The sequence below is a fragment of the Paenibacillus liaoningensis genome, assembly GCF_059609455.1.
Genome location: NZ_JCAALU010000033.1, coordinates 18,138 through 44,408 on the forward strand (window position 1 = coordinate 18,138; position 26,271 = coordinate 44,408).

The following is a 26,271-nucleotide window of genomic DNA, read 5'->3' on the forward strand; positions in this document are numbered from 1 at the left end:
TGAAAAGGTTGTGCTGGAGAAGCGTAAGCGTACGTTTTTGCCCTTGCATTTCTACATATAGAGGCTTATTTGAAGAAATGCGAGGGGTAATGGCGATCGGAAGCCAAGCTTTTCATGCAGGGAAGCCCGTTTTCACCCTAATACACATATTTGCGCTGGGCCCAATAACTGAAAAGGAAAATAGAGGCCTCGGTCAGCAGTTTGGCGATAACAAGGGGAATAATCAGCGTTTCATTATAAAAATATAGCAAGCCATAATTTAAGAGCAGCACAAGGATGACCAGCGAAAAATATTTAGGCAGCGACTGATGGAGCTTGGATACTTTGCCGCCCGTGAACACGTACTTTCGGTTCATTGTATAGTTGAAGATGGAGCTGCATAATCTTGCTGCAACGACAGATAAGAATAGATTGTGGCTAATACTTTGAATAAGAAATAATAGCGTGAAGTCTAGCAGCGCCGACAGCAGGGATGACGTGCTGAACATAATAATCGGCAAATAAATGCGGAAAGAGTCGATCAGCGGACGAAAATGGGAGGATTTATTATGATCCAAATATACGGTGTCGATAAATTCCTCGGTAATTTTATATCCATCCCGATGGGCGGTCAGCAGCATGTTCATTTCATATTCGAACCGTTCGCCGGGAATCTGGCATAGCCAGTCCAGCATTGCAAGTGAAAAGCCGCGCAAGCCGGTTTGCGTATCATAAATTTTAGTGCCCGTAGTGAGGGAGAAGACTGACCGAGTGACCGAGTTGCCAAAGCGGCTGCGCAGTGGAATGGTTCCGCTGAAACGACGGCTGCCCAGCACAATGCCTGGCGTTGTCTGGCTGAGCAGCTTTTCGAAAATCCGCTTAATGTCATGGGGCAAATGCTGCCCATCACTATCCGCACAGACGACATGGCCCGGCAAACCGGCTTCTTGGATATAGCCGAACCCTGTTTTCAAGGCGCGTCCTTTCCCGAGGTTGACCTCGTGGGTTATAACGGTACAGCCGGACGCTTCAGCCGCTTCGAAAATTTCGCGGTAGCTGGGTCCGCTCCCGTCATCGACAATGACGATGGGCTCAAGCTGGAACGCATGCAGCTGCTGGATCAAATCAAGCAGCCGATGATCAGGCTCGTAGGACGGAATTAATATAGTCATAATGATTACTCCTCTCCAATGTAAAGGATGTCGCTGACGCCACGCTCCTGGTTTTTGCCAAGCGGATTATTGACAACTCTGCCCATAAAATACATCGTCGATGAACCGCCGCCATCTAAGTTGTACGCTTCTGTAGCTCCAAGACCCGCCATGACGTCAGCAAGCTCGGTCAGTGTCATTCCGCGGCTGTATCCTTCCTTCCGCCCGTCTACTACGACAAACACATAATGGTTCGGGGCAATCATGCCGATCGCAGTTCTTGGATTCGCATTTTGAATGGAGCGGTTGCCAAAATTGGTATCGATTTTAACATTGCTGAAATCACTAGTGATTTTGCCATCTTGAATCAGGATCGGCCCGAATGACAGCGTATTGATGACACCTTCTGCAAGCAGGTCAGAGGAAGAAGTTTCTGTTTCGTCATAGGTTTGGATCGTTCCGTCATCCAGCAGTGCCAGCGCATCCCGCACCGGTTCATCGCGATATACGGTGCCGTTGCGAATAATAACTCCGTCGTCACGGAAGCCATAATAATCGCCGTTGATTGCAAAAATAGCATGATTGCTGGAAGCGATGACCGATGTATCCTCCACAATATTCGTTCCAAAGCTGTTATCGGCGAATGCGGAGCGCAGACTGCTGGCAGCTTTAACGGTGACATCTGCGACATAATACGTAATCAGGTCTGAGCCAGAGCCGGTCTGCACTTGGTTGATTTTGATTTGGATATCGTCACTGGTGTAATTCCAGTCATCTGAAGTGGCTTGAACATCAGTAGTTGCGGCCGTTTCGTTTGAGCTGGTGGATGCGGCTGTATTGTCTGTTACGACGACTTCAACGTGCTTGATCAAATAACGGTCTGCGAGACCATATGTCAATGAGCCAAGGCCTAAGAGCGTTACGATCGTTGCAATCAGCCATATCCGTTTCTTCTTTTTGGTTGCCTTCTTGTGCGTCTTCATAATAGAAGCATCACCTCTTCTTGTAAGTTCTTGATGGCTATCATACTTGGGCTACCTTAAATGAAACTGAACTATTTTTTTGGCAGCTGGAGCAGGGGCAGAAGGGCTTAAGGAATGGGAGATGCTGATTATGCGTTGGCATTAAGGCCATACTGAAAGGAAAAGGGGGCTGCGGTAATGGTCAGGCGACGTGCAGCAATTGTAGCAATATTTTTAACGGTTATAATGGCAGGTTATTTGATCCGGCTGGCGACGCTGCAATTGGTGCCAAGCTTGGCGCAGCCCGCTGTACAGACAATTGGCAAGCATACCGACTGGAAGCATAAAGCAGCCATTCAGCGGCAGCGAAATTTGGTGCTCGATTCAGGACGCGGCGATTTTATTGATCGTTATGGAAGCGCCATTACAGGGGAAAGCTATTCTGCATTGGCGCTGTTTCCAGTGGAGAGCAAGGCCCGGGGAGATGCGGCAGAGCTGCGCAAGCTGGCGAAGCTATTGCATGTGTCCTACGAACAATTAGTGGAAAAATGGGATACGCTGAAGGGTGCCGATTTTTGGCGGGAGGACGGACAGAAAGCGCCTTTGAGCTTGTCCGCGAGCCAACTGGCTGGACTTTCGCAGCTCCATATTAATGGAGCCAAGGTGCTCCCTTATCACAATCGGTATTTGCCGCAGTTTAATGCCAGACAAGCTATTGGCTTTATAAGCCAGCACCCGGAATGGCTGGAGCAGGCCTATGGGGCGGATCTGGCGTCAGGCAAGCGCAAGCTGACAGATGAAATCGGTGGGGCTGGACTTGAAAAATCGCTGGATACGCTGCTCAGAGGCAACGGACCCACGTCGGTATCTTTTTTTCTCGATGGAAAGCGCCATCCGCTGCAGGGGCTGGGTCTGCGGGTTTTTCAGCCGGATAGCGAATATTATCCACTGAAGGTAAAGACGACGCTGGATTTAAAGCTCCAGCAGCAGCTTGAGCTTTATGCGGATGCAAATGGCTTGAAAGCAGGAGCGATCGTCGTGCTGGATGCGCAAAATGCAGATATCGTCAGCATGGTATCTCGGCCGCAGATGAACCCGCAGCAGTTGGATCGCAATGAGGCAACCGATTGGTCGAATCATGCGCTCCAAGCGGTTGCTCCGGGTTCGATTTTTAAGCTCGTAACGGAAGCGGCGGCGCTTGAGGCTGGTGTTGTCGACGAAAAAGAAGTGTTCACATGCAGCGGGAAGTATGGAAAATATGGTTTAACGTGCTGGAAGCAAGACGGCCACGGAAGCTTGACGCTTGAGGAAGGATTAGCCCAGTCCTGCAACATCGTGTTTGCAACGCTTGCTGAGCGGCTGAGCGGCTATGAGCTGTATCAGACCGCGGCGGCGCTTGGCATTGGTGCACCGGCTGGCTGGCATGCCGAATCAGCATTTGGCCCGTTTGCCGGGCGTTTGCGGCTGCTTGGCGAGGAGGAAGGCGGACAGTTATTTGCTGCGAGCATTTGGCAGCAATTGCAGGACAAGCCTACCCTTGACGTAGACGGGGGCATTATGGCTCAAAGCGGTATCGGCCAACGGGATGTCAGGATGACGCCGCTGCAGGCGGCGAATTTGGTCGTGACGATTTTGCATGGCGGTCAGCGGCTGGAGCCGCGAATCGTGAGTGAAATCCGTTATGCGAACGGGCAGCTGATGGTGGAGCTGAAGCCCCTGCAGGCCAAGCAGGCAGGGACGCAGATACATCCGAGAACCGCAGGCATGCTGCTGGAAGGGATGAAGGCGGTCACTGAGCGTGGAACGGGCCGCTCTATTCGCGATGGTCTATGGCCCGTTGCCGGGAAGTCCGGTACGGCACAGACGCTGCTCAGCGGGAAGGAGCGCGTCCACCAGTGGTTCATCGGCTACGGACCGACAAATACGCCGCGATACGCCGTCGCCGTGCTTGCTGAGAACCGAAGTCCTGGTACAAGCAATCAGGCGACGAAGCTGTTTCGCGGCGTCATGGATATTATAGCGAAGCGGTAAAGCGAATTTAAACGCTTGGAGGAACTGGCGGGCTGCCTGGGCCTCCAGCATCTGGAGGCGGCACCTGGTTGTCGAATTCGCCTTGCGGCGCTCTGATCCAGCGATGGAAGAAGCCTTGGTCATATAAGGTTTTGAGCAAAATAATGAGCACGGGCGATAAGATGACACCAGCAATGCCGAACAGCTTGAGCGAAATAATCATAAACGCCAGCATCGTAAATGCAGATACGCCGAGCGTATCTCCTGTAATTTTTGGCTCCAACAGTTGTCTCGCCAGTACGACGACGAGATACAATACGGACAGCCATACCGCAAGCGAGGTGTGCCCCACGATAAACAAATAAATAACCCAAGGAATGAAGATTGTACCTACGCCAAGCAGCGGCAGCACATCAAAAATAGCGGAGATGACGGCAACGACAAGGGCATTTTTGACACCGAGCAGCAGCAGGGCGATGAAGATGACGAAAAACGTAATCGTAATCATCTTGGTTTGTGCCTTCAGATAGCCGGTAATGCCTTTCAATACATTTTCACGCAAAAAGAAAAAGGCTTTCTTAAACGTTTTTGGCGTTTTATCCGCCGCTGTTTTTTTCCAGTCATTAATTTCAATACTAAGGAAATAAGCTAATATAATACCGACCAGAAAGTTAAACATAAAGCTGGAAAATGAGGAGACGTAGCCAACAGTTCCGGCAAACAGCGTTTTGACCAAATTCGGCACATATTCGGCAGCACCCTGGATGTATTCCGTAATTTGCGTGACGAGCTCAGGCGGGAGGGCCTGAATTTTATTTTGCACCTGTGAAGTGCGAAGCTCCACCTGTTCCTTGAGAATGGTCTCATATTCCGGCAGCTTGTCCAGAAACTCGGAGCCCTGCTTCGAAATAATGTAACCGAGCCCGGAGAAGGCGGAAAGAATAAGAATGGAAAACAATAAAATCGATATGCCTGAAGCGATGGATTTCTTAATGCCGATCTTGTTCAGCCTGCGTGCCAGCGGCTCAATGCACATAAAAATAACAAAGGAGAAAATGATAGGTGTAGCCAATCGATAAAAATGACTAAAGGCAAGCATAATTAAATAAACCGTTAGTGCGATTAGTGCAATGTCGAATGCGGTTCGCCAATATTTTTTATAAAACGGTAGCATAACTGAAAACCTCTCTTTTCCAATTTCGTATATCTCGCTTTGATTGTACTATAATTTTAATTTTGCTGCCTATTTTTTGATGCCTTATGATACAATTAAAGTTATCGTTGTTGGATTATCGCCGATTCCATGCAGCAAAAATTTTAATAACGGTGGGGAAACATATATGGAGAACTTGGTTGTCTGGACTCTTTATTTTTTCTCGTTCTACGCTTTCCTCCCTGCTTTTATCAGTCGTACTTTCGGATTTCGGGTTTTTAAGAAAGGCCTGGTAAAGAAGGAAATTGCCCTTACCTTTGACGATGGCCCGGATGCTGTCTATACGCCAAAGCTGCTCGAGTTGCTGGCTCGCTATGATGCGAAAGCGACTTTTTTCATTGTTGGCGCACATGGCGAAGCGCACCCGGAGCTGTTACGCAAAATACATGAGGAAGGTCATACGCTTGGCATACACAATTTTGTTCATCGAACAAATTGGTTTATGCGGCCAAGGTCCGTCAAGCGTCAGATCGAGCGTACATGCGAAATAATACGAGAGGCAACGGGGAGCCGTTCCAATTATTATCGGCCTCCTTGGGGCATTATCAATGTGTTTGATTTTGCTGGCATTGGACATTTGCAAATTGTATTATGGTCGTCGATGTTCGGCGATTGGAACAAGAGGCTGGGCGCTGAGCGGCTTAAGCGAAAAATGCTAAAGAAGCTCCGCCCTGGCGAAGTGCTGCTGCTCCATGATTGCGGGCAAACGCCTGGAGCCCATCACGAGGCTCCTGCTCATATGCTGGTCGCCCTTGAAGCTTATTTGCAGGAAGGCCGCAAGCAAGGTTTTCGTTTTGTTGCGATTGAAGAAATGATTAAGCTGACAGAACGGGCGAAGGAGCGCCAGCTGTCTTGGTGGAAAAAATCACTTATAACGCTGTGGCTGCAGTATGAGCGAGTATTCCATTTCCTGTTTCAGCTTAAGCAGGTAGGGGAGGATTCACCACCGGCGTTCCATTATCGTACGATTGCTTACAGCGGTCAACCGATTGAGCTTGCAGATGGCCAGCGTTTAAACAAGGGAGACCGCGTTGTGGAGCTGCATTTTGACAACCGCAAGCTGTCTGGCATTGCCGCAGAAGCGGCAACGCCACTTGCCGCTGGAATTCGGATGCTGCGAGAAGTCGAAGCTGCATTGCCTATGCTTGCCAGCCAATTAGCGCATGATCCAGCGGCAGTGGAGGCGAAGGCGCTGTATGGCATTACGATGATTCATCAGGGAGCCGATCGGTTTGGCTTTGAGGTGTTCCCTTTGCCTAACGGTCTATTTGCTCGCACGACCCGAATTTATTTGCGGCTGCTCATGCGCGTGTTGACGAAGAAACAACGAAATAAGAAAAGCAAACAGCGCAGAAAAGCGCTTGATCCTTGTTTGCTGCTCATGCCAATGAGCAAAATGCAAGCTTATCAAAATATGCATGCAGCACTGCTGCGCGTCAGCTCCGGGCAAGAGGCGAACTTGCATAAGACGCAAACTGCAGCAGTGGATTCTGTTTCTGTGGATGGCAGCACCTCTGCCATATAATTGAGCTCCGGCGTCTGTTTACAGGCAGCCGGAGTTTTCAAATAGAGAAAAAGGTGCGTTTGGTGGACTGCGTTGGTAGGTATAGTAACGACCACTTAATTATAGAGGAGGCTATCCCAGCATGGGGGGAACCGACATCTGATGAATATTTAATTCAACAGATTGCAAGGCAAGATGCATCCGCGCTTGAGCAGTTGTACGATCGTTATGAACGTCCCGTCTATTCATTCGTTTATCGCATGTTGAAGGATGCTATGGCGTCGGAGGAAGTGGTGCAAGAGCTGTTTGTGCGGATATGGAATGCGGCTTCACGGGTTGAAGCCGAGGAGGCATTCGGAAAGATCAGCACCTGGATTTTTGCAATCGCGCGCAACCTTGCAATCGATTGGATTAGAAAGCAAGAAAGACGCCCACAGCAGGTTCAGGGAGAGATGATCCTGGAGCGAACCGTCGATCCGCTTATAACGGAACAGGTCGTTGAGGACCGCATGCTAGGGGAAAAAATGAAAGAAGCCATTGGACAGCTGAATGATGACCAGAAACAGGTTGTTGAATGGATCTATTATATGGGCTATACGCAGCAAGAGGTAGCGGACAAGCATCAAATTCCGCTTGGTACCGTTAAAAGCAGAGTCAGGCTGGCGCTACGCCAGCTTCGCAAACGGTTTGAACATACATGGAAGGAGGGAGTGCGGCAATGATTAAACCTAATGATTCACTTTGTGATGACGTGGAGATGTATGCAATTGGTGGCCTCGATGCAAAAGCAGCACAGCAATTTGAACATCATTTGTCGCATTGCCAGCAATGCAGGAGGACGTTGGAAGAGTTGCAGCCTATAATCACTCGTCTGCCCCTTGCAGTTGATTCGGTAGAACCCCCAGCCGGTATGAAGCAGCGTATTCTGGCTGCTGTGCTGCAATCTGAGCCAGCGACAGACCCTACCCCTTCGCGGGCAACAGCAGTGGTCGCGGAGAATGAACCGTCGCTCGGTCAAACGCAGCAGCATACAGCGGAATCACAGGCTCAATTGCGAAAACGTTGGATTGTTCGTGTTATGACCGGTGTCGCGGCTTCGTTTGTTATTCTATCGGGCTTTTTATTGCAGCAGGTTAACCACCTAAGAAATGAAACGGCTGATTTATCGAGCCAACTGGAGCAGCTGCAGCAGCAGATTGCGGCGGCGGAAAGTCCAGCTGCTGCTTCACAGGTGAACGGTGTCGTTTCGCTTAAGCCGGCGGAAGCAGGCATTGTAGCCGAGGGGCGGGCGACGATTAGCGTCGACAGCAAAGGGATGCATTTGATCATTCAGGTCGAGCAGCTGCCTAAGCTTCAAGGCGATGAAGCATTCCAGGTTTGGCTGCTTAAAGATGGCAAGCCGGTTAATGCGGGAACGTTTCTGCCGAATGAAGGGGTAGGGGCGCTTTATTTTACCTTTAATCCGGATGAATATGATCAAATTGCTATTACGCAGGAGCCGGATGCGAACGGGGTAGAGCCTAGAGGCTCGATGGTGCTTGCAGGAGTTTTGAGCCAAAGCGAGACGTCGAGCTCCTAATTGCAAGCTGGCCAGCTAGAGTAGCTCATTTTAAGCGGCAAATCGGCGTGACCATACAAAAAAAGCATGCTCGTTCGCAGTTAATGCGGATAAGCGTGCTTTTTCGTTATTCATTTATATAAGGGGAAAAAGAAAAGCAGCGCCGAAGCGCTGCTTGCTTTTAACTACATTTTCATTACGCCGCCACGGCTGGCGTTTGTAACGAGGTGGGAATAACGCGCGAGATAACCGCGTTTGATTTTTGGTTCGAAGCCCGGCCATGCAGCACGGCGTTTCTCGAACTCCTCGTCGCTGATCAATACGTTCATGCCACGGTTGTTCATATCCAGCTCAACGATATCGCCGTCTTGTACGAAAGCGATTGGTCCGCCTTCAGCCGCTTCCGGTGAAACGTGGCCGATACTGATGCCGCGGGATGCGCCGGAGAAGCGGCCATCGGTTACGAGACCGACTTTAGCGCCAAGGCCCATGCCAGCGATTTGCGAAGTAGGAGCGAGCATTTCTGGCATGCCAGGGCCGCCTTTAGGTCCTTCATAACGAATGATGACAACATGTCCTTCTTTAACTTTGCCGTTAGCGATGCCAGCAAGAGCTTCATCCTGGGAATCAAAGCAAATAGCAGGACCTTTATGATAGCCGTTAACCGATTTGTCGATCGCGCCGACTTTGATGATTGCGCCGCCTGGAGCAAGGTTGCCGAACAATACAGCAAGTCCGCCACGCTCACTATGCGGATTATCAATGGTTCGAATAACGTCGGTATTTTGAATTTCACAGCCCTCTACGTTTTCGCGCAGCGTCTTGCCCGTTACAGTGATGCAATCGCCATGCAGAGTGCCTTCTTTTTTGAACATTTCATTTAGTACAGCACTAACGCCGCCAGCAAGATGCACATCTTCGATGTGGTAATCGGAAGCCGGAGCGATTTTAGCCAAATGCGGCACACGCTCTGCGATTTCATTGATGCGCTCGATTGGGTAGTCAATGCCTGCTTCATGTGCAAGTGCCAGCGTATGAAGAACGGTATTTGTGGAACCGCCCATTGCCATATCAAGGGCAAAAGCATTATCGATCGTATCTTTCGTTACGATATCGCGAGGCTTGATGCCAAGCTCAATCAGCTTCATCAGTTGAGTAGCCGATTGCTTAACAAATTCCCTGCGCTCAGGTGCTACGGCAAGAATCGTGCCGTTGCCTGGAAGCGCGAGGCCAAGGCCTTCAGCAAGACAGTTCATCGAGTTGGCTGTGAACATGCCTGAGCATGAGCCGCAAGTCGGACAGCCGAACTGTTCAAGCTCCAGCAAGCCCTTATCATCGATGATGCCTGCTTGGTAAGCGCCAACGCCTTCAAAAACGCTGGAGAGCGAGATCGAGCGGCCGTCGGATGTTTTACCTGCTTTCATCGGTCCGCCGCTGACGAACAGCGTCGGGATGTTGACACGAAGCGCGCCCATCATCATGCCCGGTGTAATTTTGTCGCAGTTTGGAATGCAGACCATGCCGTCGAACCAGTGCGCATTTACAACGGTTTCTACGGAGTCGGCAATAATTTCGCGGCTCGCCAGCGAGTAGCGCATGCCGATGTGTCCCATAGCGATTCCATCATCAACGCCAATCGTGTTGAATTCAAAAGGAACGCCGCCAGCATCGCGAATCGCTTGTTTAACCAGCTTGCCGAATTCCTGCAAATGAACGTGACCAGGTACAATATCAATATAGGAATTACAAACAGCAATAAAGGGCTTGTCGAAATCTTCCTCCGCTACTCCCGCTGCACGCAGCAAACTGCGGTGGGGTGCACGGTCAAATCCTTTTTTTATCATGTCTGAACGCATCTTCTTAGGTGCCATTAAAATTCCCTCCTGTATGAAAAGTCGATACCTTTGAGTTTAACACAGAGGACAAGCATTGGCTAGTAATGTTGATGGACTTATATGCTTTAAACGGCTTCTGGCTTGGCTATCAAGGAAAAACAAGCTATAGTAGTAGGAAAAGTATAATTATCGTGGTTTTCATATGGCTAGAAAAAAATTTTTCATTAGGCCGTGAAGAAATCCAGTATCGTGAGGGATATAGATGAAACAGGAAAATTCGGAAAAAAGAATAAAAAAAATGCGCGAGATGGATGAGGCTTTTCGCCAGCTCAGACGGCTAATCCATGCGGAGTGGAATCGTTTTAATGTGAAAGGGCTGGGCATGACGGATGCAAAGATGGTTTTGCTTTTGTCCGAGCATGGGCCGCAGAAAGCGTCAGTTATGGCGGAATTGCTGCAAATTACGAGCGGTGCGGTCACGGGTATCGCCGATCGTTTAATTAATTTTGGCTATATTGACCGTGAACGCAGCGAAGAGGACCGCCGTATTGTGCTGCTCACCATAACGGATGAAGGACGGCAGTTGGTTGATGGCATTATGCGCGTCCGCGAAGATCTCATGCTCAGGCTGTATGAAGGGTTTTCGCTGGAGGATATGGACATTACGGTGAGCATGTTCACGAGAATGAGTGAAAATTTGGAGCGCAAGCGCGAGGACAGCAGCGACGCTTAAAACCCGCCGAAAGGCTGGGCTGTCGCCTGCTTGCAGATCATTTTCAACAACGTTCACATCAAAAAAAGGGATTCGCTTCGTTTTCACGAAGGAATCCCTTTTTATCACTAGAAGATTGGCCTTATGCTTATAGACCTTCGCCATTCAAGTAGTTATGGAATGGCTTGTCTACCCAGAACGTATAGGATTTAATGTTGACAGCTGGATCGAGCTTGCGGAAGCCCTCTACGATATTTTTCGACTGGTCATTCAGCGAGAAGGACTGGGCATAATAATAGCCGGTGCCCGTAATTTTATTGTTCGTAATGACCTCGTATTCATCAAGCTTGGTTGAAGAATAGTAAAGAGGCTGGAACCATGAGCCATAAATCAGGCCCGGCTGATCGGCTTTGTCTTTTTTCGCATATTGCAAAATAATAGGCTGGAAGCGGGCTTTATCCGCTGCATTGTTGAATTCAAAGGCGATATCGAATTCCTTCGCATACGTAATATAATTGCCATTCTCGATTTGAACCACTTTATAGTTTTCAGTGTCCTTTGTTGGCGGCTCGCCCCATTCCTTCATGAAGACGTAGGCGGATGTTTTTGGCTCAAGCTGAACTTTGGCGTCAATGCCTTCGCTGCGCAGCAGTCCGATAAGCTGGATGACATGCTTGAGGTCGCTGTGTCCATAAGTAAGGGATAGCGATGGCGTGAAGTTGGCGTCAAAACGCGCATCCTTCAAGTTGTAGCCCGTTACCAAATTATTTTTGAGCGCCGTATCTACAATCGTTTGCAGCTCTGGTGCTTGAATAATATTGGACGTTTTGAAAGCATCATTCAATTGGGCGTAAATCGTGCTGTCGTTGATGCTGCCGATGTAGTGCTTGTATTCCCCTTTAAAGGAAAGAATTTGCACGATTAGCGTTTCGGCAAGCTGCGGCGTCAGCCCTTTGCCTTTGATCGCATTGTACTGGGAGGCTGGCAGCAAGCCCGTATCAACGGCTGCGGCAAGCTCCTGCGATGCTGCTGTTCCTAGTGAGGAAGCCGGAATGTTCAGCTTCTTCAGACCAGCTGTTATTTTCGCTTGCGGGTATGTATGGGCAAGCTCCTGCAATCCCGCTGCTTTAACCGCGATATACAAAGCGGAAGCTGCTGTCAATTTTTGCTCAGCGTTTACGGTTGTTGAAGTAAGAATGCCTTGTTTATGTAGGGCAGCTGCTGCAGCATAATAAGGGCTGGTCTCAGCCAAATCGGTGAAGGCAGGAAGCTCTTCCGGCTGCTCCAGCTTAAGCGCATCAGCTACCGCTTTAATGAACTGTCCTTTTGTAATCGTGCTGGTGGTGAAAGCTATGCCAAACTTTTCTTTAAGGAACAGCTTGGCTTCTGATGAAGCAGCAGTGGTTGCTGTGCTTGTTGCTGTTGTAGTAGAAGCAGCTGCATAAATAGGAACAGCGGATGATAAAGCAATGGATAGGGCCAGAGAAGCGGACAATAAGGATCTGGTTAGTGCAGGATATTTTGTACTCATAAATTCCCTCCGGTATTGGATAATATTTTCCAAATCATATTAAATGACTCGGAATAGTACGATTATACTAGCATTGTTACAATTTTGTGTCAACATCGTATTTTTATAACTAACTTTCATGAAAATCATGTAGAATAAACAAGAGTTTTGTCGAAAATTCGCTATTGACAAAATCCGATAAGCTTACTAGGATAAAGAGAAAAATACTAGTTATTTTAAGGGAGAGAAACGTACACAGATGAAAAAGACACTGGCGTTAACATTTTCAATATTGATGGTTGTCGTTTTACTGGCGGCTTGCGGCTCGAATGGAACAAACAACAGCAGCACCGGCACAAATACTGGCACGGCTACAAATGCTGGAACAGCAACAGCTTCTCCTGAAAATGCAAAGCAAAAGCGCGTAGCGCTCGTGCTTCCTGAGCAAATCGGCGTTAACCCGTTTTTCGCATCGATGGATGAAGGCTTCAAAAGAGCCGGTGAAGAGTTTAATGTAGAAGTGAAAACGATTGAGTCGACAGACCCTGCAGCATTCGAGCAAAACCTGCGCGCAGCGGTAGCTGACAATTACGATCTGATTATTACAGCAACTTTCCAAGCGGAGGATGCCCTTAATAAAGTAGCTCCAGAAAATCCGGACAAGCCATTCGCGATTATCGATACAGTCGTGGATCAGCCGAACGTACGCAGCGTCGTATTCCGTGAGCAGGAAGCTGCTTACTTGCTAGGCGCAGCTGCTGGCCTCTCCACTAAAACGAATGTAGTTGGCGCAGTAGTGGCAATGGATACACCACTGCTTAAGAAATACACATATGGTTTTGAGCAAGGACTTAACAGCACAAACCCAGATGCAAAATTCTTGGTTAACTATGTAGGTAATTTCAACGATTCGGCAAAAGGCAAGGAGCTTGCGCTGCTGCAATATTCCCAAGGCGCAGATTTCGTAGCGGGCATGTCGGCTGTTGGCGATCTTGGCGTATTTGAAGCAGCGAAGGAAAAAGGCCTGTACGCTTCCGGTCAAGATATCGACCGTACGGAGCTTGATCCTGAGCATATCGTCCTTTCCCAATTGAAAGGTACAGATGCAGTAGCTTATGAAACGGTAAAAGCATTCGCAAACGACCAATTCGACTTTACAGCGACTGACTACGGCTTGAAGGAAAAAGGTGTAGGCCTTACATTCGTAACACAAGACAGCAAATCAGCGCTAAGCCCATTTGTTGGCGAAGACACGATTACAAAAGTGAAAGCCATTGCCGATGATATTATTTCAGGCAAAATCGTCGTAGAGCTTCCAGCGGCGAAATAAGAAGATGCACCGGCTGCCAGCGGGCAGCCGGTTTGCTTGTTTTTGAAATATAGGAAAGTATATGATTTCGCCATACTTTCTCTATATTTCTCGGACTGAAACGCCGCGCGCCGTCAAAGGACTGCTTTCGGCCGTTTCACCTTGGTTTATTGTGAGAGGAGAGCTGCCCGCATGCTGCTGCAAATGAATAAGATTACAAAATCCTACGGAGCGCTTAAAGCCAATAGCGAAGTGGATTTTTCGCTGCGTAAAGGGGAAATTCATGCGCTAGTCGGAGAAAATGGCGCTGGTAAAACGACATTGATGCGCATTTTGTACGGCATGGAGACGCCGACTTCTGGCAGCATCGTTGTAGATGGCAAGCAGGTGGCGTTTCATAGTCCATCGGATGCCATTAGCAGTAAAATCGGAATGGTGCACCAGCATTTTATGCTCTTTCCGACGTTCACTATTTCTGAAAATATCGTCATTGGCCGCGAGCCTGCCAAGGCAGCACGCTTTGACCGCAAGCAAGCGGCACTGATAACAGAGCAATTGGGCGCTTCTTATGGCATGCCGGTTGATCCGTGGAAAAAGGTAGAGGATTGCTCGCTAGGCTTGCAGCAGCGTGTAGAAATATTGAAGGTGCTGCATCAGGGAGCAGAAATCATTATTTTGGATGAGCCGACGGCAGTGCTGACTCCTCTTGAGGTCAAGGAGCTGCTGGTTGCGATCAAGCGGCTGGCGGCACAAGGCAAAAGCTTCATTCTGATCAGCCATAAGCTGCAGGAAATTATGGATGTAGCTGACCGCATTACGGTGCTGCGTGACGGCAAGCTTAGCGGTACGGTCAATGTTGCGGATACGAGCATTGAAGAGCTGTCCCGGATGATGGTTGGCCGCGAGCTGCTGGATTTGCAGAAGGAAGCCCCGGCTAGTGGCGAGAAGGTGCTGGAAGCGGTGCAGCTAACGATAAAAGACGAGCATGGGAAGCCGAAGCTTGATCAAGTGAGCCTCAGCGTTCACGCTGGAGAAATTGTGGGCATCGCCGGTATTTCTGGCAATGGGCAATCGGAGCTGCTGCAGGCGATTTCAGGACTTGCCCCTGTCGATTCTGGCAAAACTCTGCTGCGGGGCAAAGATGTTACGGGCGAGTCTGTACGCAGTATTCGTGAGCAAGGGCTTGCTCATATACCAGAGGACCGCTATCAATGGGGCGTGGCGAAGGATGCGACGGTGCTGGAAAATGGCCTTATGGGCCACGCCAGCCGCTATCAGCGCGGAGGCGTATTGCGCGGCGCGGCGATTCGCCAGCTCGTAAGCGGCTGGGTCGAGCGTTTTGGCATCAAGACAGGCTCGATTCATACGAAGGCGCAGTATTTATCGGGAGGCAATTTGCAGAAGCTGATTGTGGCTCGCGAGCTTGCCCAGGAAACACCATTTTTAATTGCGGCGGAGCCTACCCGTGGCGTCGATATCGGCGCGATGGAAATTATTCATGGCGAGCTGTTGAAGCGGCGGGCTGCTGGCGGGGCGATTTTGCTCGTGTCATCTGAGCTGACGGAAATACTAAAGCTGTCCGACCGCGTGCTCGTTATGAATGAAGGCCGAATCGTCGGCGAATTGCCGGGCTTAACGGCTACGGAAGAAGAAATTAGTCTGTTAATGGCGGGAGGATAAACGGGTGGACAAGCTTAAAGGAATACTGGGGGCGTTAATGCAGCCGCTTCTCGCCATCGTTGTCGGTCTCGGAGCGGGCGCCATCGCTATCGCGATTGTTGGCGGTTCTATAACCGAGACATATGCCGAGATGTGGAAGGGCGCTTTCGGCAGTTTTTATTTTTTCACCAATACATTAAGCCGCGCTACACCTATTATGTTGATAGGGCTTGGAGTGGCGCTCGCCTTCCGCGCAGGCTTTTTCAATATGGGCTCCGAAGGACAAATGGTACTCGGCGCGCTAAGCGCCGCAGTGACCGCGATTTATTTGCCGGGGCCAGCTTGGCTTAAGCTTGTCGCAGCGCTGCTGGCCGGCGTCATTGCTGGCGGGCTATGGTCCGCTTTTGCCGGATGGCTGGATGCCCGGTTTCGCATGAACTTATTGATTACGACCTTATTGCTCAATTATATAGCGTCCTTATTTGCCGGCTATGTCGTTTCCTACCCATTGATGGACAGATCCGGCTCCGCAGCAATGGCGCAGACGGTTATGGTAGATAAAAGCGTGTGGCTGCCAAAGCTGTTTCAAGGGATGAGCCTGCATGCAGGGTTTTTGTTTGCGCTCATTGGGGCTATAGCGCTTGCCTGGTTTATGCGCTATATGGTTAAAGGCTATGAAATTCGCATGATGGGCGGAAATCCGTTATTCGCAAGCTATGGCGGCGTTAATCGCGGAAGGCTGATGCTGTACAGCATGTTCGTCAGCGGCGGTTTTGCTGGTCTTGCCGGAGCCGGAGAGGTGCTGGGCACGCAATACCGTTATTTGGATGGCGCACTTACCTCTCCGGGGTATGCCTGGTCAGGCATTATGGCGACGCTGCTAGCCGGATCGAATCCGCTAGGCACGGCGCTCGCTGCCATATTGCTGGCTGCGCTGCAAACTGGCGGCATGGGCGTCGAGCGCAATACCGATGTGCCGCTGGAAGTATCAAGCATTATTCAGGCCGTACTTATTTTGTTTATTTCCGCAAAGTTTACTTATTCGTTCTTTAAGAAAAAGAAGAAGGCGGGGGCTTAAGGTGGATCAGCTGTTTGATGTTTCCCTGTTCGCTTCGACACTCCGCATGATTACGCCGATTTTGCTTGCAGCGCTCGGCGGTGCGTTATGCGCGCGGGTCGGCCTGTTTAACGTCGGTTTGGAAGGGCTCATTCTTATTGGCGCCTTCTCGGCGATTGTCGGCAACCATTTGACGGGCAACGTGTGGCTTGCAGTATTGTTCGCTATCGTCTGCGTGCTCGTGTTCTCCTTATTGCTTGCTTATATGGCCATTCATTTGAAGGCGAACGTCATTGTCGTCGGGATTTCGCTTAACTTTCTCGCGCTGGGGCTGACGACGTTTTCCTTGCGGGCGATTTTTGATGTCAAAGGCGCTTATTACGATAAAAGCATGGTCGGCCTGCCCAAGTGGGATATTCCGCTGATCAAGGATATTCCTTGGGTCGGGGATGTCGTATCCGGCCATTCGCCGCTCGTCTATTTATCGATCGTTCTCGTCGCTTGTTTGCAGTATTATTTATTTAAAACCGTATCCGGCTTCCGCTTGCTTGCCGCGGGACAAAATCCGGTTGCCGCAAGAAGCCTCGGCATCAAGGTGACGCATATCCAATATGGAGCTGTGCTGATGTGCGGCGTTTTATGCGGGCTTGCCGGAGCGCAGCTGTCGCTTGGTCAAGTTACGATGTTTACCGAAGGCATGACGGCTGGCCGCGGCTTTATCGCGTTAGTTGCGACGATGCTCGGTCAGTCTAATCCGCTTGGCGTTGCGGGAGCAAGCTTGTTGTTTGGCTTTATGGATGCGCTCAGCACCCGGCTGCAGGGCTATGCGCTGCCGGTCCATTTTACGATGATGCTGCCATATGTGGTAACGATAATAGCAATGTTTTTCTTCAAGGATAAAAGCTATTTGGCGGAAGCGCGCAAGGCGAACGAAAGCTCGCGCTAGGTTCCTTGCTGCAAGCCGCATAATTGAAGGAGGTTTAAGTGAGCATGATCAGTAAAGCTGAACGTTTGAAAAAAGCGCCGGTTCGGCATATTGAAGTGGCCGCAGAAATCGCCCACCGGGTTCCGCCTGGACAAGCGCTGACGGATCGTTTTCCGATTTTGCATGAGAATGAAGTGCCTGAGTATAATATGGCGGAATGGACGCTGACAATTAGCGGTGCCGTAGAGAAGGAAATGGTGTTTTCCTATGAGCAGCTGATGGCGATGCCGCAAACGACGCAAGTAAACGATATTCATTGCGTGACCCGCTGGTCGAAGCTGGATACGGAGTGGAAAGGCGTCAAATTCAAGGATTTGCTGCCGCTGCTTCGCGTGTTGCCGGAAGCCAAATATGTGATGATTTATGCCGATCAGGATTATGAGACGAACTTGCCGCTTGAAGATTTATTGCGGGAGGATGTGCTGCTCGCTCATAGCTATGATGGCGAGCAGCTGACGCCGAAGCATGGCTGGCCGCTGCGCCTCTTGGTGCCGCATTTGTATTTCTGGAAAAGCGCGAAATGGATTCGCGGCTTTGAATTTATGACGGAAGACCGCCCAGGCTTCTGGGAGCGCAACGGCTTCCACAATTACGCTGATCCGTTCGAGGAGCAGCGTTTCTCGGGAGAAGATATAGACTTGCCTGAAGATGAATGGCATAAAAAGGAGTGGGATTAGCTTGCTGCTGCCGATTTTACAAGTGAATACAGAAGATTTGCCCGCTATTGCTATCGTTTGCGGCGATCCGAAACGCTCGGAGACGATTGCAAGGCATTTGGAAGAAAAGCGCGAGCTGGCATTCAGCCGCGAATACCGCAGCTTCGTCGGAACCTACAAAGGAGTGCGCCTTGCGGTAGTCAGCCATGGTGTAGGCTCGCCGGGAGCGGCGGTATGCTTTGAGGAGCTGATCAAGGGCGGTGTTACGACGCTGATCCGCGTCGGGACAGCGGGCTCTTATTCGGCCGATTATCCGGGCGGCAGCCTAGTTGTCAGCACGGCTGCGGTTCGCGCAGACGGCTTGACGCGGCAGCTGGTGCCGGATGGGTTTCCAGCGGTTGCCGATCATGAAGTAAGCAGCGCCCTTTATGCGGCAGCTGTGGCGGAAGGCGGCATCGTGAAAAAAGGGATTACCGTCACGCTGGATGCTTTCTTTACAGGTGTGGTGGACATTCCGCATAAGCAGTACAAGCAGGCTGGCGCGCTTGCGGTCGAGATGGAAATTGCCGCACTCTACATTATTGCCACGCTGCGCGGGGCACGCGCTGGGGCGATTCTAGCTTTGGACGGCTATGCCGATGCAGATTTGGCCCAAGAATATGATCCGCATACGAACGTTGTAGCGGAAGCAATCGAACGGGAAATCGCTGCTGCTTTGAACGCAGCAGTGAAACTGGCAAGCGCATAAATGGAGAGGGAGTGAAGGAGAAATGGAACAGAAGGTATTTGCCTTTTTGATGTTTTCGGGACAAGCTGACGAGGCGATGAAGCTATATGTTTCCACGTTCGAGGATGCTGACATTGTAAGCGCAAAGTATTATCCGCAAAGCGAGCCTGGCGCTAAGCCTAAGGTGCTGCACGCTATTTTCTCGATAAAAGGCCAGCAGGTGATGTGCATTGACAATCAGCTCAGCGATTCGCATCCCCATGCCTTTACTCCCGCGCTTTCCTTATTCGTAAATTGCGACAGCGAGGCGGAAATCAACGAGGTTTTCGCGAAGCTGGCGGAGGAAGGCAAAGTATTAATGCCATTGTCGCCATCGCCGGTCAGCACGTTGTTCGGCTGGCTGGAGGATAAATATGGCGTATCGTGGCAGTTGAACTTGCCTGCCCGCTAATAGGCGTTCTTAATAGGCGTTCATACGAAAGACCGCGCTCCCTTATGAGGGGAGAGCGGTCTTTTTTGCGTGTATATCGGATTAACGTCGTGCTCCTGCTTGAGGCAGCGGTTTGTAGTCGGTAAGCGGAGCTAGCCATACCAGACCCGTTCCTCTGTATACGTTAACGAGACCTTCCCCCGAAGCAGCGGAGCCTAGAAGTGATTTTCCTGATTTTTCTACAGTGAAATCAAGGGAGCTCGACCACATCAAAGCAAAGTTGCCGTCTACTTTAAGCACATCATTTTGCAGCTCGACGACAACCGCTTCTTCTGAAGGGATCGGCGCTTCTATAGCGAGCACGCCTTTTCCTCTAACGCTTAAATTAAACAGCCCTTCGCCGCCAAGCGCAGCCGAGGAGAGCGTCTTGCGTGCGCTTACGCTTAGTTCGAGGGTCGAGTGGCAGGCTAAAAATAGACCGTCCTCGATGACGATATGGTCGTTGTCCACGTCAATGAGCCACAAATAGCGATAGGTCGGCTCCAGCATAATCGTGCCCGTCCCTTTGTATACCGGTTTGACGGCGGACGTGCCGGTTACTGCGCCAGCGACTAAATTTCGCATTAGTCCACCAACGCCTTTAATGCCGGAATTCATTTCAATTTTTCCGATCATATACTGCATAGCACCGGCGCTCATCATAATTTCATTGTTGCTGAGCTCAATCATCAGCTGTTTTTTGCGCATATTGCTTTGATTCATAAAATAGTTCGCTTGTGCTTCCATCGCATTCGTGGAGCTGAGATCCTCTTTGTATTCCAAAATGCTGAATCCGCCCATTTGATCTTGAATGAAGACGTTTTTGTTTTCTTTTACATTATTTAATTTAAAAGCCATTGACGTATCTTCCTCCTGTTGCACGCATTATATTGGATGATGAAGGTAAAGTATTTCCAGTCTCCCATATATTCGACAAAAAGCCTCGTTTTCCTTGTTGTAGTCCAATGTCTTCCCTTGTTCAGCGGCCCGAAGCTGTGCTATAGTACGAGAGGTATCAAAATATAAAGTCTGGAGTGAACGCCGAACACGGCGCATCACGACAGGAGAGGTTCGCGAACTCCCTCTATAAAAAACTAAGGAAAATGGAATGGCAAGATGAATTCCGTTTTTTAAAATATAAGAAGGTATAAGTTTCACCTATATACACTCTTATATTTCATCTTTGAAACGGTAGCTTTGCCGCCAGAGGATGGCGACATCCGTTTCACCTTGTTTTATGGGCAAAATGTTCGAAGGATCTCTCTGCATGCTCCGGCTGTAGCCGGCATTGAAGAGAGGAGAATGAAAGATGACAGCAACACAAGAAATGCAAGCAGCACAAGAAGTGACACAAAATCAAACAGCATCAGGCGGACAAGCGGCGAAAAAAGCCGTCGTCGTATTTAGCGGAGGGCAGGACAGCACGACCTGTTTATTTTGGGCGCTCAAGCGTTATGACGTTGTGGAGGCTGTGACGTTCAATTATGGACAGCGCCACAAGCTGGAGCTAGACTCTGCTGCACAAATTGCAGAGGAGCTTGGCGTCAAGCATCATGTGCTGGATATGTCACTGCTTAATCAGCTGGCGCCAAATGCGCTGACGAGGGACGATATTGCCATTGAACAAACAGAAGGCGGCCTGCCGACGACATTCGTAGATGGCCGTAATTTGCTGTTTCTATCGTTCGCAGCGATACTTGCCAAGCAGATTGGCGCACATACGGTCGTAACCGGCGTATGTGAGACGGATTTCAGCGGCTATCCCGATTGCCGCGACATCTTTATTAAATCAACGAATGTGACGCTTAATCTCGCGATGGACTACCCGTTCGTCATTGAGACCCCTCTAATGTGGCTGAATAAAGCGCAAACGTGGCAGCTAGCCGATGAGCTGGGCGCCTTTGATTTCGTCAGAAACAAGACGCTGACCTGCTACAATGGCATCATCGCAGATGGCTGCGGCGAATGCCCGGCATGCAAGCTCAGATCGCAGGGCCTCCGGCAATATTTGTCTTCCCGCAAGGAGGAGATGGCCGAGTGATTCAGCAAATTTACCCTTCTGCAACACATCCCTTCAGCTATGAGCTGAACAAAGACATGCATTTTGCCGCCGCGCACAGCATTCCTAGCGCCGAGGCGGGCAAATGTGCTCAAATTCATGGGCATACGTATTTCGCCAATGTGACGATCGCTGGCGATGAGCTGGATGCTTCCGGCTTTCTTGTTAATTTTGCTCTCATTAAGCGGCTTATTCATGACCGTTTTGACCATACGTATTTAAATGATGACAACGAGCATTTCCATGCGCAAAGCGCGGAGTATTTTCCGACAACGGAAGTCGTTGCGCGCACCATCTATGAAATTACGCAAAATCATTTGGATCAGCTGGCGAACAAGCCGCGCTGTGTTCAAGTGTTTTTGCGCGAAACCCCAACAAGCTACGTCATTTACCGCCCCAAAAAGACGGAGCAGCCGCTAGCGGCTACACAAATTCAAGATAAGGCTGCTGCTCCCGATGCTTAAGCAGGCCGAAGCGCGTATCCCGGTTATGGAAATTTTCGGGCCGACTGTGCAAGGGGAAGGCATGGTTATCGGGCAAAAAACGATGTTTGTCCGCACAGCCGGCTGTGACTACAGCTGCGCTTGGTGCGATTCTGCCTTTACTTGGGACGGCACAGGCAAGGATGAGATCCGCATGCTCACCGCAGAGGAAGTCATGTCGGAGCTGCACGCCGTCGGCGGAGAAGCGTTCTCGCATGTGACGCTGTCCGGCGGCAATCCGGCGCTGCTTCGCCATGCGGGCGAGCTGGTGCAGGGGCTGCATGCCGCAGGCATTCAGGTTGCGCTGGAAACGCAGGGCAGCAAGTGGCAGGACTGGCTGCTCGACATTGACGAGCTGACGTTGTCGCCCAAGCCGCCCAGCTCCGGCATGGTGACCAACTGGGACATGCTGGACCAGATCGTAAGCCGGCTGTCGGAGGCGGCACGCAGCTTTAGCCTGAAGGTCGTCGTATTTGACGACGCTGATTTGGCTTATGCCGCGAGTGTCCACGCGCGGTATCCGGGAGCGCTATTTTTCGTCCAAGCGGGCAATGATGACCTTGCCGAAGGCGACAATGGCAAGCTGCGCGACAAGCTCGTGGAACGGTATGAATGGCTGATCGAGCGCGTGATGGTGCGCAGCGATATGAATCAGGTGAGGGTGCTGCCGCAGCTGCACGCCTGGGTGTGGGGCAACAAACGCGGCGTTTAGCCAAGCGGAGTAAAGCTTTATTTAAATATAGGAAAGGATATGGTCTTTCCATCCATTCTCTATATTTCTACGCGAAACGAAAGCTTTGCCGCCAGAGGATGGCGACAGGCGTTTACGCTTGTTCACTGTGCATAGATAGATGGGTTTATAAATAGAAGGTTTGCAATGAGGGATAAGAGAAGGAGCGAACAACGAATGAGTGGAAGAAAAGAAGAAGAGCTGCAGGGGATTAGCCTGCTTGGCAATCAGGGAACGAATTATACGTTCGAATATTCCCCTGACATTTTGGAGACCTTTGACAACAAGCATCCGTACCGAGATTATTTTGTGAAGTTTAACTGCCCGGAGTTTACGAGCCTTTGCCCGATGACGGGTCAGCCGGATTTTGCCACGATATATATTTCCTATGTTCCCGATGTGTTAATGGTAGAAAGCAAGTCGCTCAAGCTGTACTTATTCAGCTTCCGCAATCACGGAGATTTCCACGAGGACTGTGTGAACATTATTATGAACGATCTGATCAAGCTGATGGACCCCCGCTATATTGAGGTCTGGGGCAAGTTCACGCCGCGCGGCGGCATTTCTATCGACCCTTATTGCAATTATGGGAAGCCGGGCACAAAATACGAGCAAATGGCGGAAAACCGCCTGATGAACCATGACTTATACCCGGAAAAAATAGATAACCGCTAGTAGGGATAGTTGTCTCGCAAGGCTTTAACACAAGCAAGGCCTGACCCATTCTCGGATATTATAGTAGACCATGAGAAAAGGAGATGCCTTGAATGTCTTGCGATCCGTTTTGTCCAACTGTCCGGGTATTTGTTCCGCCTGTAACGGTAGTAAACGACGTCTTTCATCCGCAAATCGTTGAGGTTGTGCATCAAATCAACGTCGTAAACCGCTATCATTGCGTTCCATGTGAAAAACATTTGTACGAATACAAGTATTCCGACGTAGATGCGACTAAAGATTCCTGTCACAAAAGCCGCCGCAGCCGTGGAAGTCGAGGTAGTCGTAGTAGTCGCGGAAGCCGTGGCCACAGCTACATGTTGAAAGCGAAAGCTTCTAAGAAAAGTGTAAAAAAAGCAAAAGGCTAAAAAGCGAGCAGCTTAATATTTTGCATAAGCCGAAAATGCAGAAAAACCCGAATCTTCATAGAAGATGCCGGGTTTTTCTTTTATGAATAAAGGACGAACAGCCTAATATATACATGATTTAGTCTGGAGTAGGGTTTTAAAGGGGGCTATAGGGGCAGTTCATCTATTTAGTCCTACGATATCGCTTTAGGAGGGGTTTCATGCAGCAATCGTTTTACCGTAAAGCCGTTAAAAACAAACAGTTATCCCTATTACTGGTACTTGTGTTTAGTATTTCGCTCCTGTTTCCCGCAGAGGTGATGGGAGCAAAGGCAGAGACGACAGGAAGCTTGCTACCCACAGCTAATAAGGAACGAGCAACATTATCATCCAGCTCTAAGCAAATGGATCTCAGTGAAAAGCAAAATGCTTCCTTGCAGCTAGATCCGGTTTCGGATCTAAACCTTACACCCTATATATTTTCGCCTAATTGGGATTTTAATAAAGATTATGCTGACGTCACTTATAAAATAAATACGGACTTGTCTTATTTTTCACTAGATGTGTACACAGTTGAAGGTAGTACCTATACATGGAAAGGCAAAATTATGGAGGAGGCAAACGGAACGAGCCCAGGCAGCTATAGAGTAACATTCTCAGGGATGGTAACGAAGGGTTCGGATTACATTGAATTAGGTCAAGGCCACTATGTCATTATTCCACGGATAGGTTTGGAAGAGACAGACTTGCTGATGAATCAGCTTGCGGAATGTATTATTGATTGGAGTGAGCCTGTTTCCGAATTGAATAATCCAGCTATAACAGTAGCAAATGGTATAGGTACTATACGTGGAAGAGTGATTAGCGATTTGCTGGTTGATATATTGGGCGATTATTCCGGCATTACGGTAGCAGCCATTTCTTATTCTCGCAATGCGAGTTACTCTGGAATCTTTACTGAAGATGGACGATTCAGCATTGAGGTACCTATTCAATACGGAACGAATGGATTTGAAATTGTTATCTACGATGCCGCGTTGAATGGCTTTGAATATCCGAAATATTATGTGGAATATCAAGAAGAGGAAGAGGTGCCTTCACCTGAGATATCTGCTGTTGCTTCTAAATCAAATGTGGTAACGGGGGAAGCTTTTGACGTTTCCATAGATTTTGCACAGGTCAACGATTTATATGCAGCTCAATTCAGCTTGACGTATGACAGCAAGTTGCTTAAAGGAACAGTTGAACCAAGTGTTACACTGACGAATTATCAGGATCAGGAAAATGCGGGCACAGCGCTTATAACGAGTGAGAAAACCATTGACCTCGGAAATGGACATGCGCGAACCGACTATGTAGTATCATTGGCAGGCGATATTAACGGATACAGTGGTGCAGGTACCTTTGCGAAGTTCCATTTTTCAAGCGGTACGGTAGGTGCATTTGATTTTGAACTGTCCAATTTGAGAGCATTAAACAGCTATTCAGAAGCGTTTGTCTATGAAACTGTGACAAATACTACTGTAATAGTAACGAGCGCGCCAGGAGAGCAGAAGCATACCCTTTCTGGCAAGATAGCCGCTGAAGCTTTCGGCAGCGCTGTAGATTACAGCAGCATTTGGTACAATGGCTCAGATGGCGTTCATAAAGTTGTAGTAGAAGTTATTGACACGAATGGCTCTGTTGCAGCCATCTCCGAGGTGCAAGCTAATGGAGGCTACACGCTGCACGTTCCTAAAGGAAAGTATAAAATACGCGTTGTTGTTCCTGGACATATAGCGGTTGAGGCCACTACTCAGGTTAACGGTGATATGACATATAATGTGGGCCCTCTGGAGGCGGGTGATGTAAATGGAAATGGGGAAATAGATTTAGCAGATTTGCAGCTTGCAGCGAAGTATTTCGGCAAATCTAAAGGAAGCGGCTGGCAAAATGTAAAAGCGAGCAGCACTGACATTAACCGCGATAATACAGTTGACCTTCTGGATATTTCATTCATTGTGTTGAATTATAAAATGTAAAATAGCATTTGGAGTAGAAGGGGGCCCTTGCTGCCCTCTTCTCTATTTATATACAAGTCTATACAAAGCTAATTTACTGGAAGCAGCACGTCTTTCAATTTGCGGGCAATAGGATTAAGCAGTTGATTTGGTTAAATTAAAAGCATTAGCAGATTCATTAGATTTTTCTAAATCAAATTTGTATGGAGTGGTTATGATGTCAGTTTAAGAATTAAACAAGACATTGTGTCCTGATTTTATAAGTGCAAGGTAGGCTTCACAAAGATATATTTGAACAAATGTTATAAGATTAAAATCTTTTTTCAAAAAACACTTGCAATAACATAGGAACCCATGGTATATTCTAATTCCGGCCGAGAGATAAACGGTTCGGACAGAGAAACACAGTAAGAGAAATTGTTCTTTGAAAACTGAACAACGAGTGAAACTGCCACATTAACTTAGTTAATGTAAAGCGATACAAAAAAAGTAATGAGCAAGTCAAACCAAATGCTCTTTCCCCTTCGATCTTGATCGAAAGAAAAGACATCCTAAATGGAGAGTTTGATCCTGGCTCAGGACGAACGCTGGCGGCGTGCCTAATACATGCAAGTCGAGCGGACTTGATGGAGTGCTTGCACTC

At 49.1% G+C, this 26,271-nt stretch carries 24 protein-coding genes, 1 rRNA gene and 1 riboswitch; of the genes, 19 read left to right on the forward strand and 6 right to left on the reverse strand.

The genetic code is table 11. The features are described 5' to 3' along the window. Nucleotides 1-137 precede the first annotated feature (137 nt). On the reverse strand, nucleotides 138-1,151 hold the full coding sequence (locus AC6B99_RS32505) for a GtrA family protein (RefSeq protein WP_056040044.1): 1,014 nt from the start codon (nucleotides 1,149-1,151) through the stop codon (nucleotides 138-140). Nucleotides 1,152-1,156: 5 nt separating this feature from the next. Next, nucleotides 1,157-2,113 (reverse strand): phosphodiester glycosidase family protein, encoded by a 957-nt coding sequence (locus tag AC6B99_RS32510; RefSeq protein ID WP_056040051.1) that lies wholly within the window; start codon nucleotides 2,111-2,113, stop codon nucleotides 1,157-1,159. Nucleotides 2,114-2,290: 177 nt separating this feature from the next. On the opposite strand from AC6B99_RS32510, the gene AC6B99_RS32515 reads away from it, so the two are divergent. Then, on the forward strand, nucleotides 2,291-4,123 hold the full coding sequence (locus AC6B99_RS32515; RefSeq protein ID WP_496665095.1) for a peptidoglycan D,D-transpeptidase FtsI family protein: 1,833 nt from the start codon (nucleotides 2,291-2,293) through the stop codon (nucleotides 4,121-4,123). Between the two features lie 7 nt (nucleotides 4,124-4,130). On the opposite strand, the gene ytvI is transcribed toward AC6B99_RS32515, so the two are convergent. Then, entirely contained in the window at nucleotides 4,131-5,276 is a 1,146-nt protein-coding gene (gene ytvI / locus AC6B99_RS32520) for a sporulation integral membrane protein YtvI (RefSeq protein ID WP_056040055.1), read from the reverse strand. A 166-nt stretch (nucleotides 5,277-5,442) separates the two neighbouring features. Between ytvI and AC6B99_RS32525 the strand changes: the two genes are divergently transcribed. From AC6B99_RS32525 to AC6B99_RS32535, 3 genes are all read left to right on the forward strand, one after another. Beyond that, complete coding sequence (locus tag AC6B99_RS32525; protein WP_494865671.1) at nucleotides 5,443-6,840, forward strand: YkoP family protein; 1,398 nt, start codon at nucleotides 5,443-5,445, stop codon at nucleotides 6,838-6,840. A gap of 62 nt (nucleotides 6,841-6,902) precedes the next feature. Next, on the forward strand, nucleotides 6,903-7,541 hold the full coding sequence (locus AC6B99_RS32530; RefSeq protein ID WP_494883159.1) for a sigma-70 family RNA polymerase sigma factor: 639 nt from the start codon (nucleotides 6,903-6,905) through the stop codon (nucleotides 7,539-7,541). Further along, the gene (locus tag AC6B99_RS32535; RefSeq protein WP_496665096.1) at nucleotides 7,538-8,398 is read left to right on the forward strand and encodes an anti-sigma factor domain-containing protein; all 861 of its coding nucleotides are present in this window, start codon (nucleotides 7,538-7,540) and stop codon (nucleotides 8,396-8,398) included. Before AC6B99_RS32530 ends, AC6B99_RS32535 begins: the two co-directional genes overlap by 4 nt. Before the next feature lie 164 nt (nucleotides 8,399-8,562). Here the strand turns inward: AC6B99_RS32535 and ilvD are convergent, their stop codons facing one another. Continuing rightward, on the reverse strand, nucleotides 8,563-10,248 hold the full coding sequence (ilvD, locus tag AC6B99_RS32540) for a dihydroxy-acid dehydratase (RefSeq protein ID WP_056040057.1): 1,686 nt from the start codon (nucleotides 10,246-10,248) through the stop codon (nucleotides 8,563-8,565). Nucleotides 10,249-10,474: 226 nt separating this feature from the next. On the opposite strand from ilvD, the gene AC6B99_RS32545 reads away from it, so the two are divergent. Continuing rightward, nucleotides 10,475-10,945, forward strand: coding sequence for a MarR family winged helix-turn-helix transcriptional regulator (locus AC6B99_RS32545; RefSeq protein ID WP_099521220.1), 471 nt, complete (start codon nucleotides 10,475-10,477; stop codon nucleotides 10,943-10,945). Nucleotides 10,946-11,072: 127 nt separating this feature from the next. Here the strand turns inward: AC6B99_RS32545 and AC6B99_RS32550 are convergent, their stop codons facing one another. Next, nucleotides 11,073-12,455 carry a hypothetical protein gene (locus AC6B99_RS32550; protein WP_496665097.1) on the reverse strand — a complete coding sequence of 461 codons (1,383 nt, stop codon included), beginning with the start codon at nucleotides 12,453-12,455 and terminating at the stop codon, nucleotides 11,073-11,075. A 238-nt stretch (nucleotides 12,456-12,693) separates the two neighbouring features. On the opposite strand from AC6B99_RS32550, the gene AC6B99_RS32555 reads away from it, so the two are divergent. From AC6B99_RS32555 to AC6B99_RS32585, 7 genes are all read left to right on the forward strand, one after another. Then, on the forward strand, nucleotides 12,694-13,764 hold the full coding sequence (locus tag AC6B99_RS32555; protein ID WP_056040061.1) for a BMP family lipoprotein: 1,071 nt from the start codon (nucleotides 12,694-12,696) through the stop codon (nucleotides 13,762-13,764). A gap of 171 nt (nucleotides 13,765-13,935) precedes the next feature. After that, on the forward strand, nucleotides 13,936-15,423 hold the full coding sequence (locus AC6B99_RS32560; RefSeq protein ID WP_056040062.1) for an ABC transporter ATP-binding protein: 1,488 nt from the start codon (nucleotides 13,936-13,938) through the stop codon (nucleotides 15,421-15,423). 37 nt (nucleotides 15,424-15,460) lie between these two features. Continuing rightward, the gene (locus AC6B99_RS32565) at nucleotides 15,461-16,480 is read left to right on the forward strand and encodes an ABC transporter permease (protein WP_155973407.1); all 1,020 of its coding nucleotides are present in this window, start codon (nucleotides 15,461-15,463) and stop codon (nucleotides 16,478-16,480) included. 1 nt (nucleotide 16,481) lies between these two features. Continuing rightward, complete coding sequence (locus AC6B99_RS32570) at nucleotides 16,482-17,405, forward strand: ABC transporter permease (RefSeq protein ID WP_056040066.1); 924 nt, start codon at nucleotides 16,482-16,484, stop codon at nucleotides 17,403-17,405. 44 nt (nucleotides 17,406-17,449) lie between these two features. Next, nucleotides 17,450-18,121, forward strand: a complete 672-nt coding sequence (locus tag AC6B99_RS32575) for a sulfite oxidase-like oxidoreductase (RefSeq protein WP_056040067.1) — start codon at nucleotides 17,450-17,452, stop codon at nucleotides 18,119-18,121. 1 nt (nucleotide 18,122) lies between these two features. Then, on the forward strand, nucleotides 18,123-18,848 hold the full coding sequence (locus AC6B99_RS32580) for a nucleoside phosphorylase (RefSeq protein ID WP_496665098.1): 726 nt from the start codon (nucleotides 18,123-18,125) through the stop codon (nucleotides 18,846-18,848). Between the two features lie 22 nt (nucleotides 18,849-18,870). After that, nucleotides 18,871-19,278, forward strand: coding sequence for a VOC family protein (locus AC6B99_RS32585; RefSeq protein WP_056040071.1), 408 nt, complete (start codon nucleotides 18,871-18,873; stop codon nucleotides 19,276-19,278). A gap of 81 nt (nucleotides 19,279-19,359) precedes the next feature. Here the strand turns inward: AC6B99_RS32585 and AC6B99_RS32590 are convergent, their stop codons facing one another. Next, on the reverse strand, nucleotides 19,360-20,154 hold the full coding sequence (locus AC6B99_RS32590) for an AIM24 family protein (RefSeq protein ID WP_496665099.1): 795 nt from the start codon (nucleotides 20,152-20,154) through the stop codon (nucleotides 19,360-19,362). 202 nt (nucleotides 20,155-20,356) lie between these two features. Further along, a riboswitch (PreQ1 riboswitch) is annotated at nucleotides 20,357-20,400 on the forward strand. Nucleotides 20,401-20,623: 223 nt separating this feature from the next. Here AC6B99_RS32590 and queC point away from each other — a divergent pair. The 7 genes from queC to AC6B99_RS32625 all read left to right on the forward strand — a co-directional run. Further along, nucleotides 20,624-21,337, forward strand: coding sequence for a 7-cyano-7-deazaguanine synthase QueC (gene queC / locus AC6B99_RS32595; protein WP_056040162.1), 714 nt, complete (start codon nucleotides 20,624-20,626; stop codon nucleotides 21,335-21,337). Beyond that, entirely contained in the window at nucleotides 21,334-21,819 is a 486-nt protein-coding gene (locus AC6B99_RS32600) for a 6-pyruvoyl trahydropterin synthase family protein (protein WP_056040074.1), read from the forward strand. Before queC ends, AC6B99_RS32600 begins: the two co-directional genes overlap by 4 nt. After that, complete coding sequence (gene queE / locus AC6B99_RS32605; protein ID WP_496665100.1) at nucleotides 21,812-22,549, forward strand: 7-carboxy-7-deazaguanine synthase QueE; 738 nt, start codon at nucleotides 21,812-21,814, stop codon at nucleotides 22,547-22,549. Before AC6B99_RS32600 ends, queE begins: the two co-directional genes overlap by 8 nt. Before the next feature lie 195 nt (nucleotides 22,550-22,744). Next, nucleotides 22,745-23,242, forward strand: coding sequence for a preQ(1) synthase (gene queF, locus AC6B99_RS32610; RefSeq protein ID WP_056040078.1), 498 nt, complete (start codon nucleotides 22,745-22,747; stop codon nucleotides 23,240-23,242). Nucleotides 23,243-23,334: 92 nt separating this feature from the next. Further along, a complete protein-coding gene (locus AC6B99_RS32615) occupies nucleotides 23,335-23,649 on the forward strand; it encodes a hypothetical protein (protein ID WP_081418982.1) in 315 nt (104 codons plus the stop codon). Nucleotides 23,650-23,849: 200 nt separating this feature from the next. Next, nucleotides 23,850-25,649 (forward strand): dockerin type I domain-containing protein, encoded by a 1,800-nt coding sequence (locus AC6B99_RS32620; protein WP_496665101.1) that lies wholly within the window; start codon nucleotides 23,850-23,852, stop codon nucleotides 25,647-25,649. A 531-nt stretch (nucleotides 25,650-26,180) separates the two neighbouring features. Next, nucleotides 26,181-26,271 (forward strand): 16S ribosomal RNA (locus tag AC6B99_RS32625); the annotation flags it as partial.

Coding starts and splice junctions, on each gene's coding strand:
- AC6B99_RS32565 (WP_155973407.1), top strand. CDS start 15,461: ATGCAGCCGCTTCTCGCCATCGTTGTCGGTCTCGGAGCGGGCGCCATC.
- AC6B99_RS32590 (WP_496665099.1), bottom strand. CDS start 20,154: ATGGCTTTTAAATTAAATAATGTAAAAGAAAACAAAAACGTCTTCATT.
- queF (WP_056040078.1), top strand. CDS start 22,745: ATGAGTGGAAGAAAAGAAGAAGAGCTGCAGGGGATTAGCCTGCTTGGC.
- AC6B99_RS32560 (WP_056040062.1), top strand. CDS start 13,936: ATGCTGCTGCAAATGAATAAGATTACAAAATCCTACGGAGCGCTTAAA.
- queC (WP_056040162.1), top strand. CDS start 20,624: ATGCAAGCAGCACAAGAAGTGACACAAAATCAAACAGCATCAGGCGGA.
- AC6B99_RS32525 (WP_494865671.1), top strand. CDS start 5,443: ATGGAGAACTTGGTTGTCTGGACTCTTTATTTTTTCTCGTTCTACGCT.
- AC6B99_RS32545 (WP_099521220.1), top strand. CDS start 10,475: ATGAAACAGGAAAATTCGGAAAAAAGAATAAAAAAAATGCGCGAGATG.
- AC6B99_RS32515 (WP_496665095.1), top strand. CDS start 2,291: ATGGTCAGGCGACGTGCAGCAATTGTAGCAATATTTTTAACGGTTATA.
- AC6B99_RS32505 (WP_056040044.1), bottom strand. CDS start 1,151: ATGACTATATTAATTCCGTCCTACGAGCCTGATCATCGGCTGCTTGAT.
- ytvI (WP_056040055.1), bottom strand. CDS start 5,276: ATGCTACCGTTTTATAAAAAATATTGGCGAACCGCATTCGACATTGCA.
- AC6B99_RS32620 (WP_496665101.1), top strand. CDS start 23,850: ATGCAGCAATCGTTTTACCGTAAAGCCGTTAAAAACAAACAGTTATCC.
- AC6B99_RS32585 (WP_056040071.1), top strand. CDS start 18,871: ATGGAACAGAAGGTATTTGCCTTTTTGATGTTTTCGGGACAAGCTGAC.
- ilvD (WP_056040057.1), bottom strand. CDS start 10,248: ATGGCACCTAAGAAGATGCGTTCAGACATGATAAAAAAAGGATTTGAC.
- AC6B99_RS32550 (WP_496665097.1), bottom strand. CDS start 12,455: ATGAGTACAAAATATCCTGCACTAACCAGATCCTTATTGTCCGCTTCT.
- AC6B99_RS32535 (WP_496665096.1), top strand. CDS start 7,538: ATGATTAAACCTAATGATTCACTTTGTGATGACGTGGAGATGTATGCA.
- AC6B99_RS32575 (WP_056040067.1), top strand. CDS start 17,450: ATGATCAGTAAAGCTGAACGTTTGAAAAAAGCGCCGGTTCGGCATATT.
- queE (WP_496665100.1), top strand. CDS start 21,812: ATGCTTAAGCAGGCCGAAGCGCGTATCCCGGTTATGGAAATTTTCGGG.
- AC6B99_RS32555 (WP_056040061.1), top strand. CDS start 12,694: ATGAAAAAGACACTGGCGTTAACATTTTCAATATTGATGGTTGTCGTT.
- AC6B99_RS32615 (WP_081418982.1), top strand. CDS start 23,335: ATGTCTTGCGATCCGTTTTGTCCAACTGTCCGGGTATTTGTTCCGCCT.
- AC6B99_RS32510 (WP_056040051.1), bottom strand. CDS start 2,113: ATGAAGACGCACAAGAAGGCAACCAAAAAGAAGAAACGGATATGGCTG.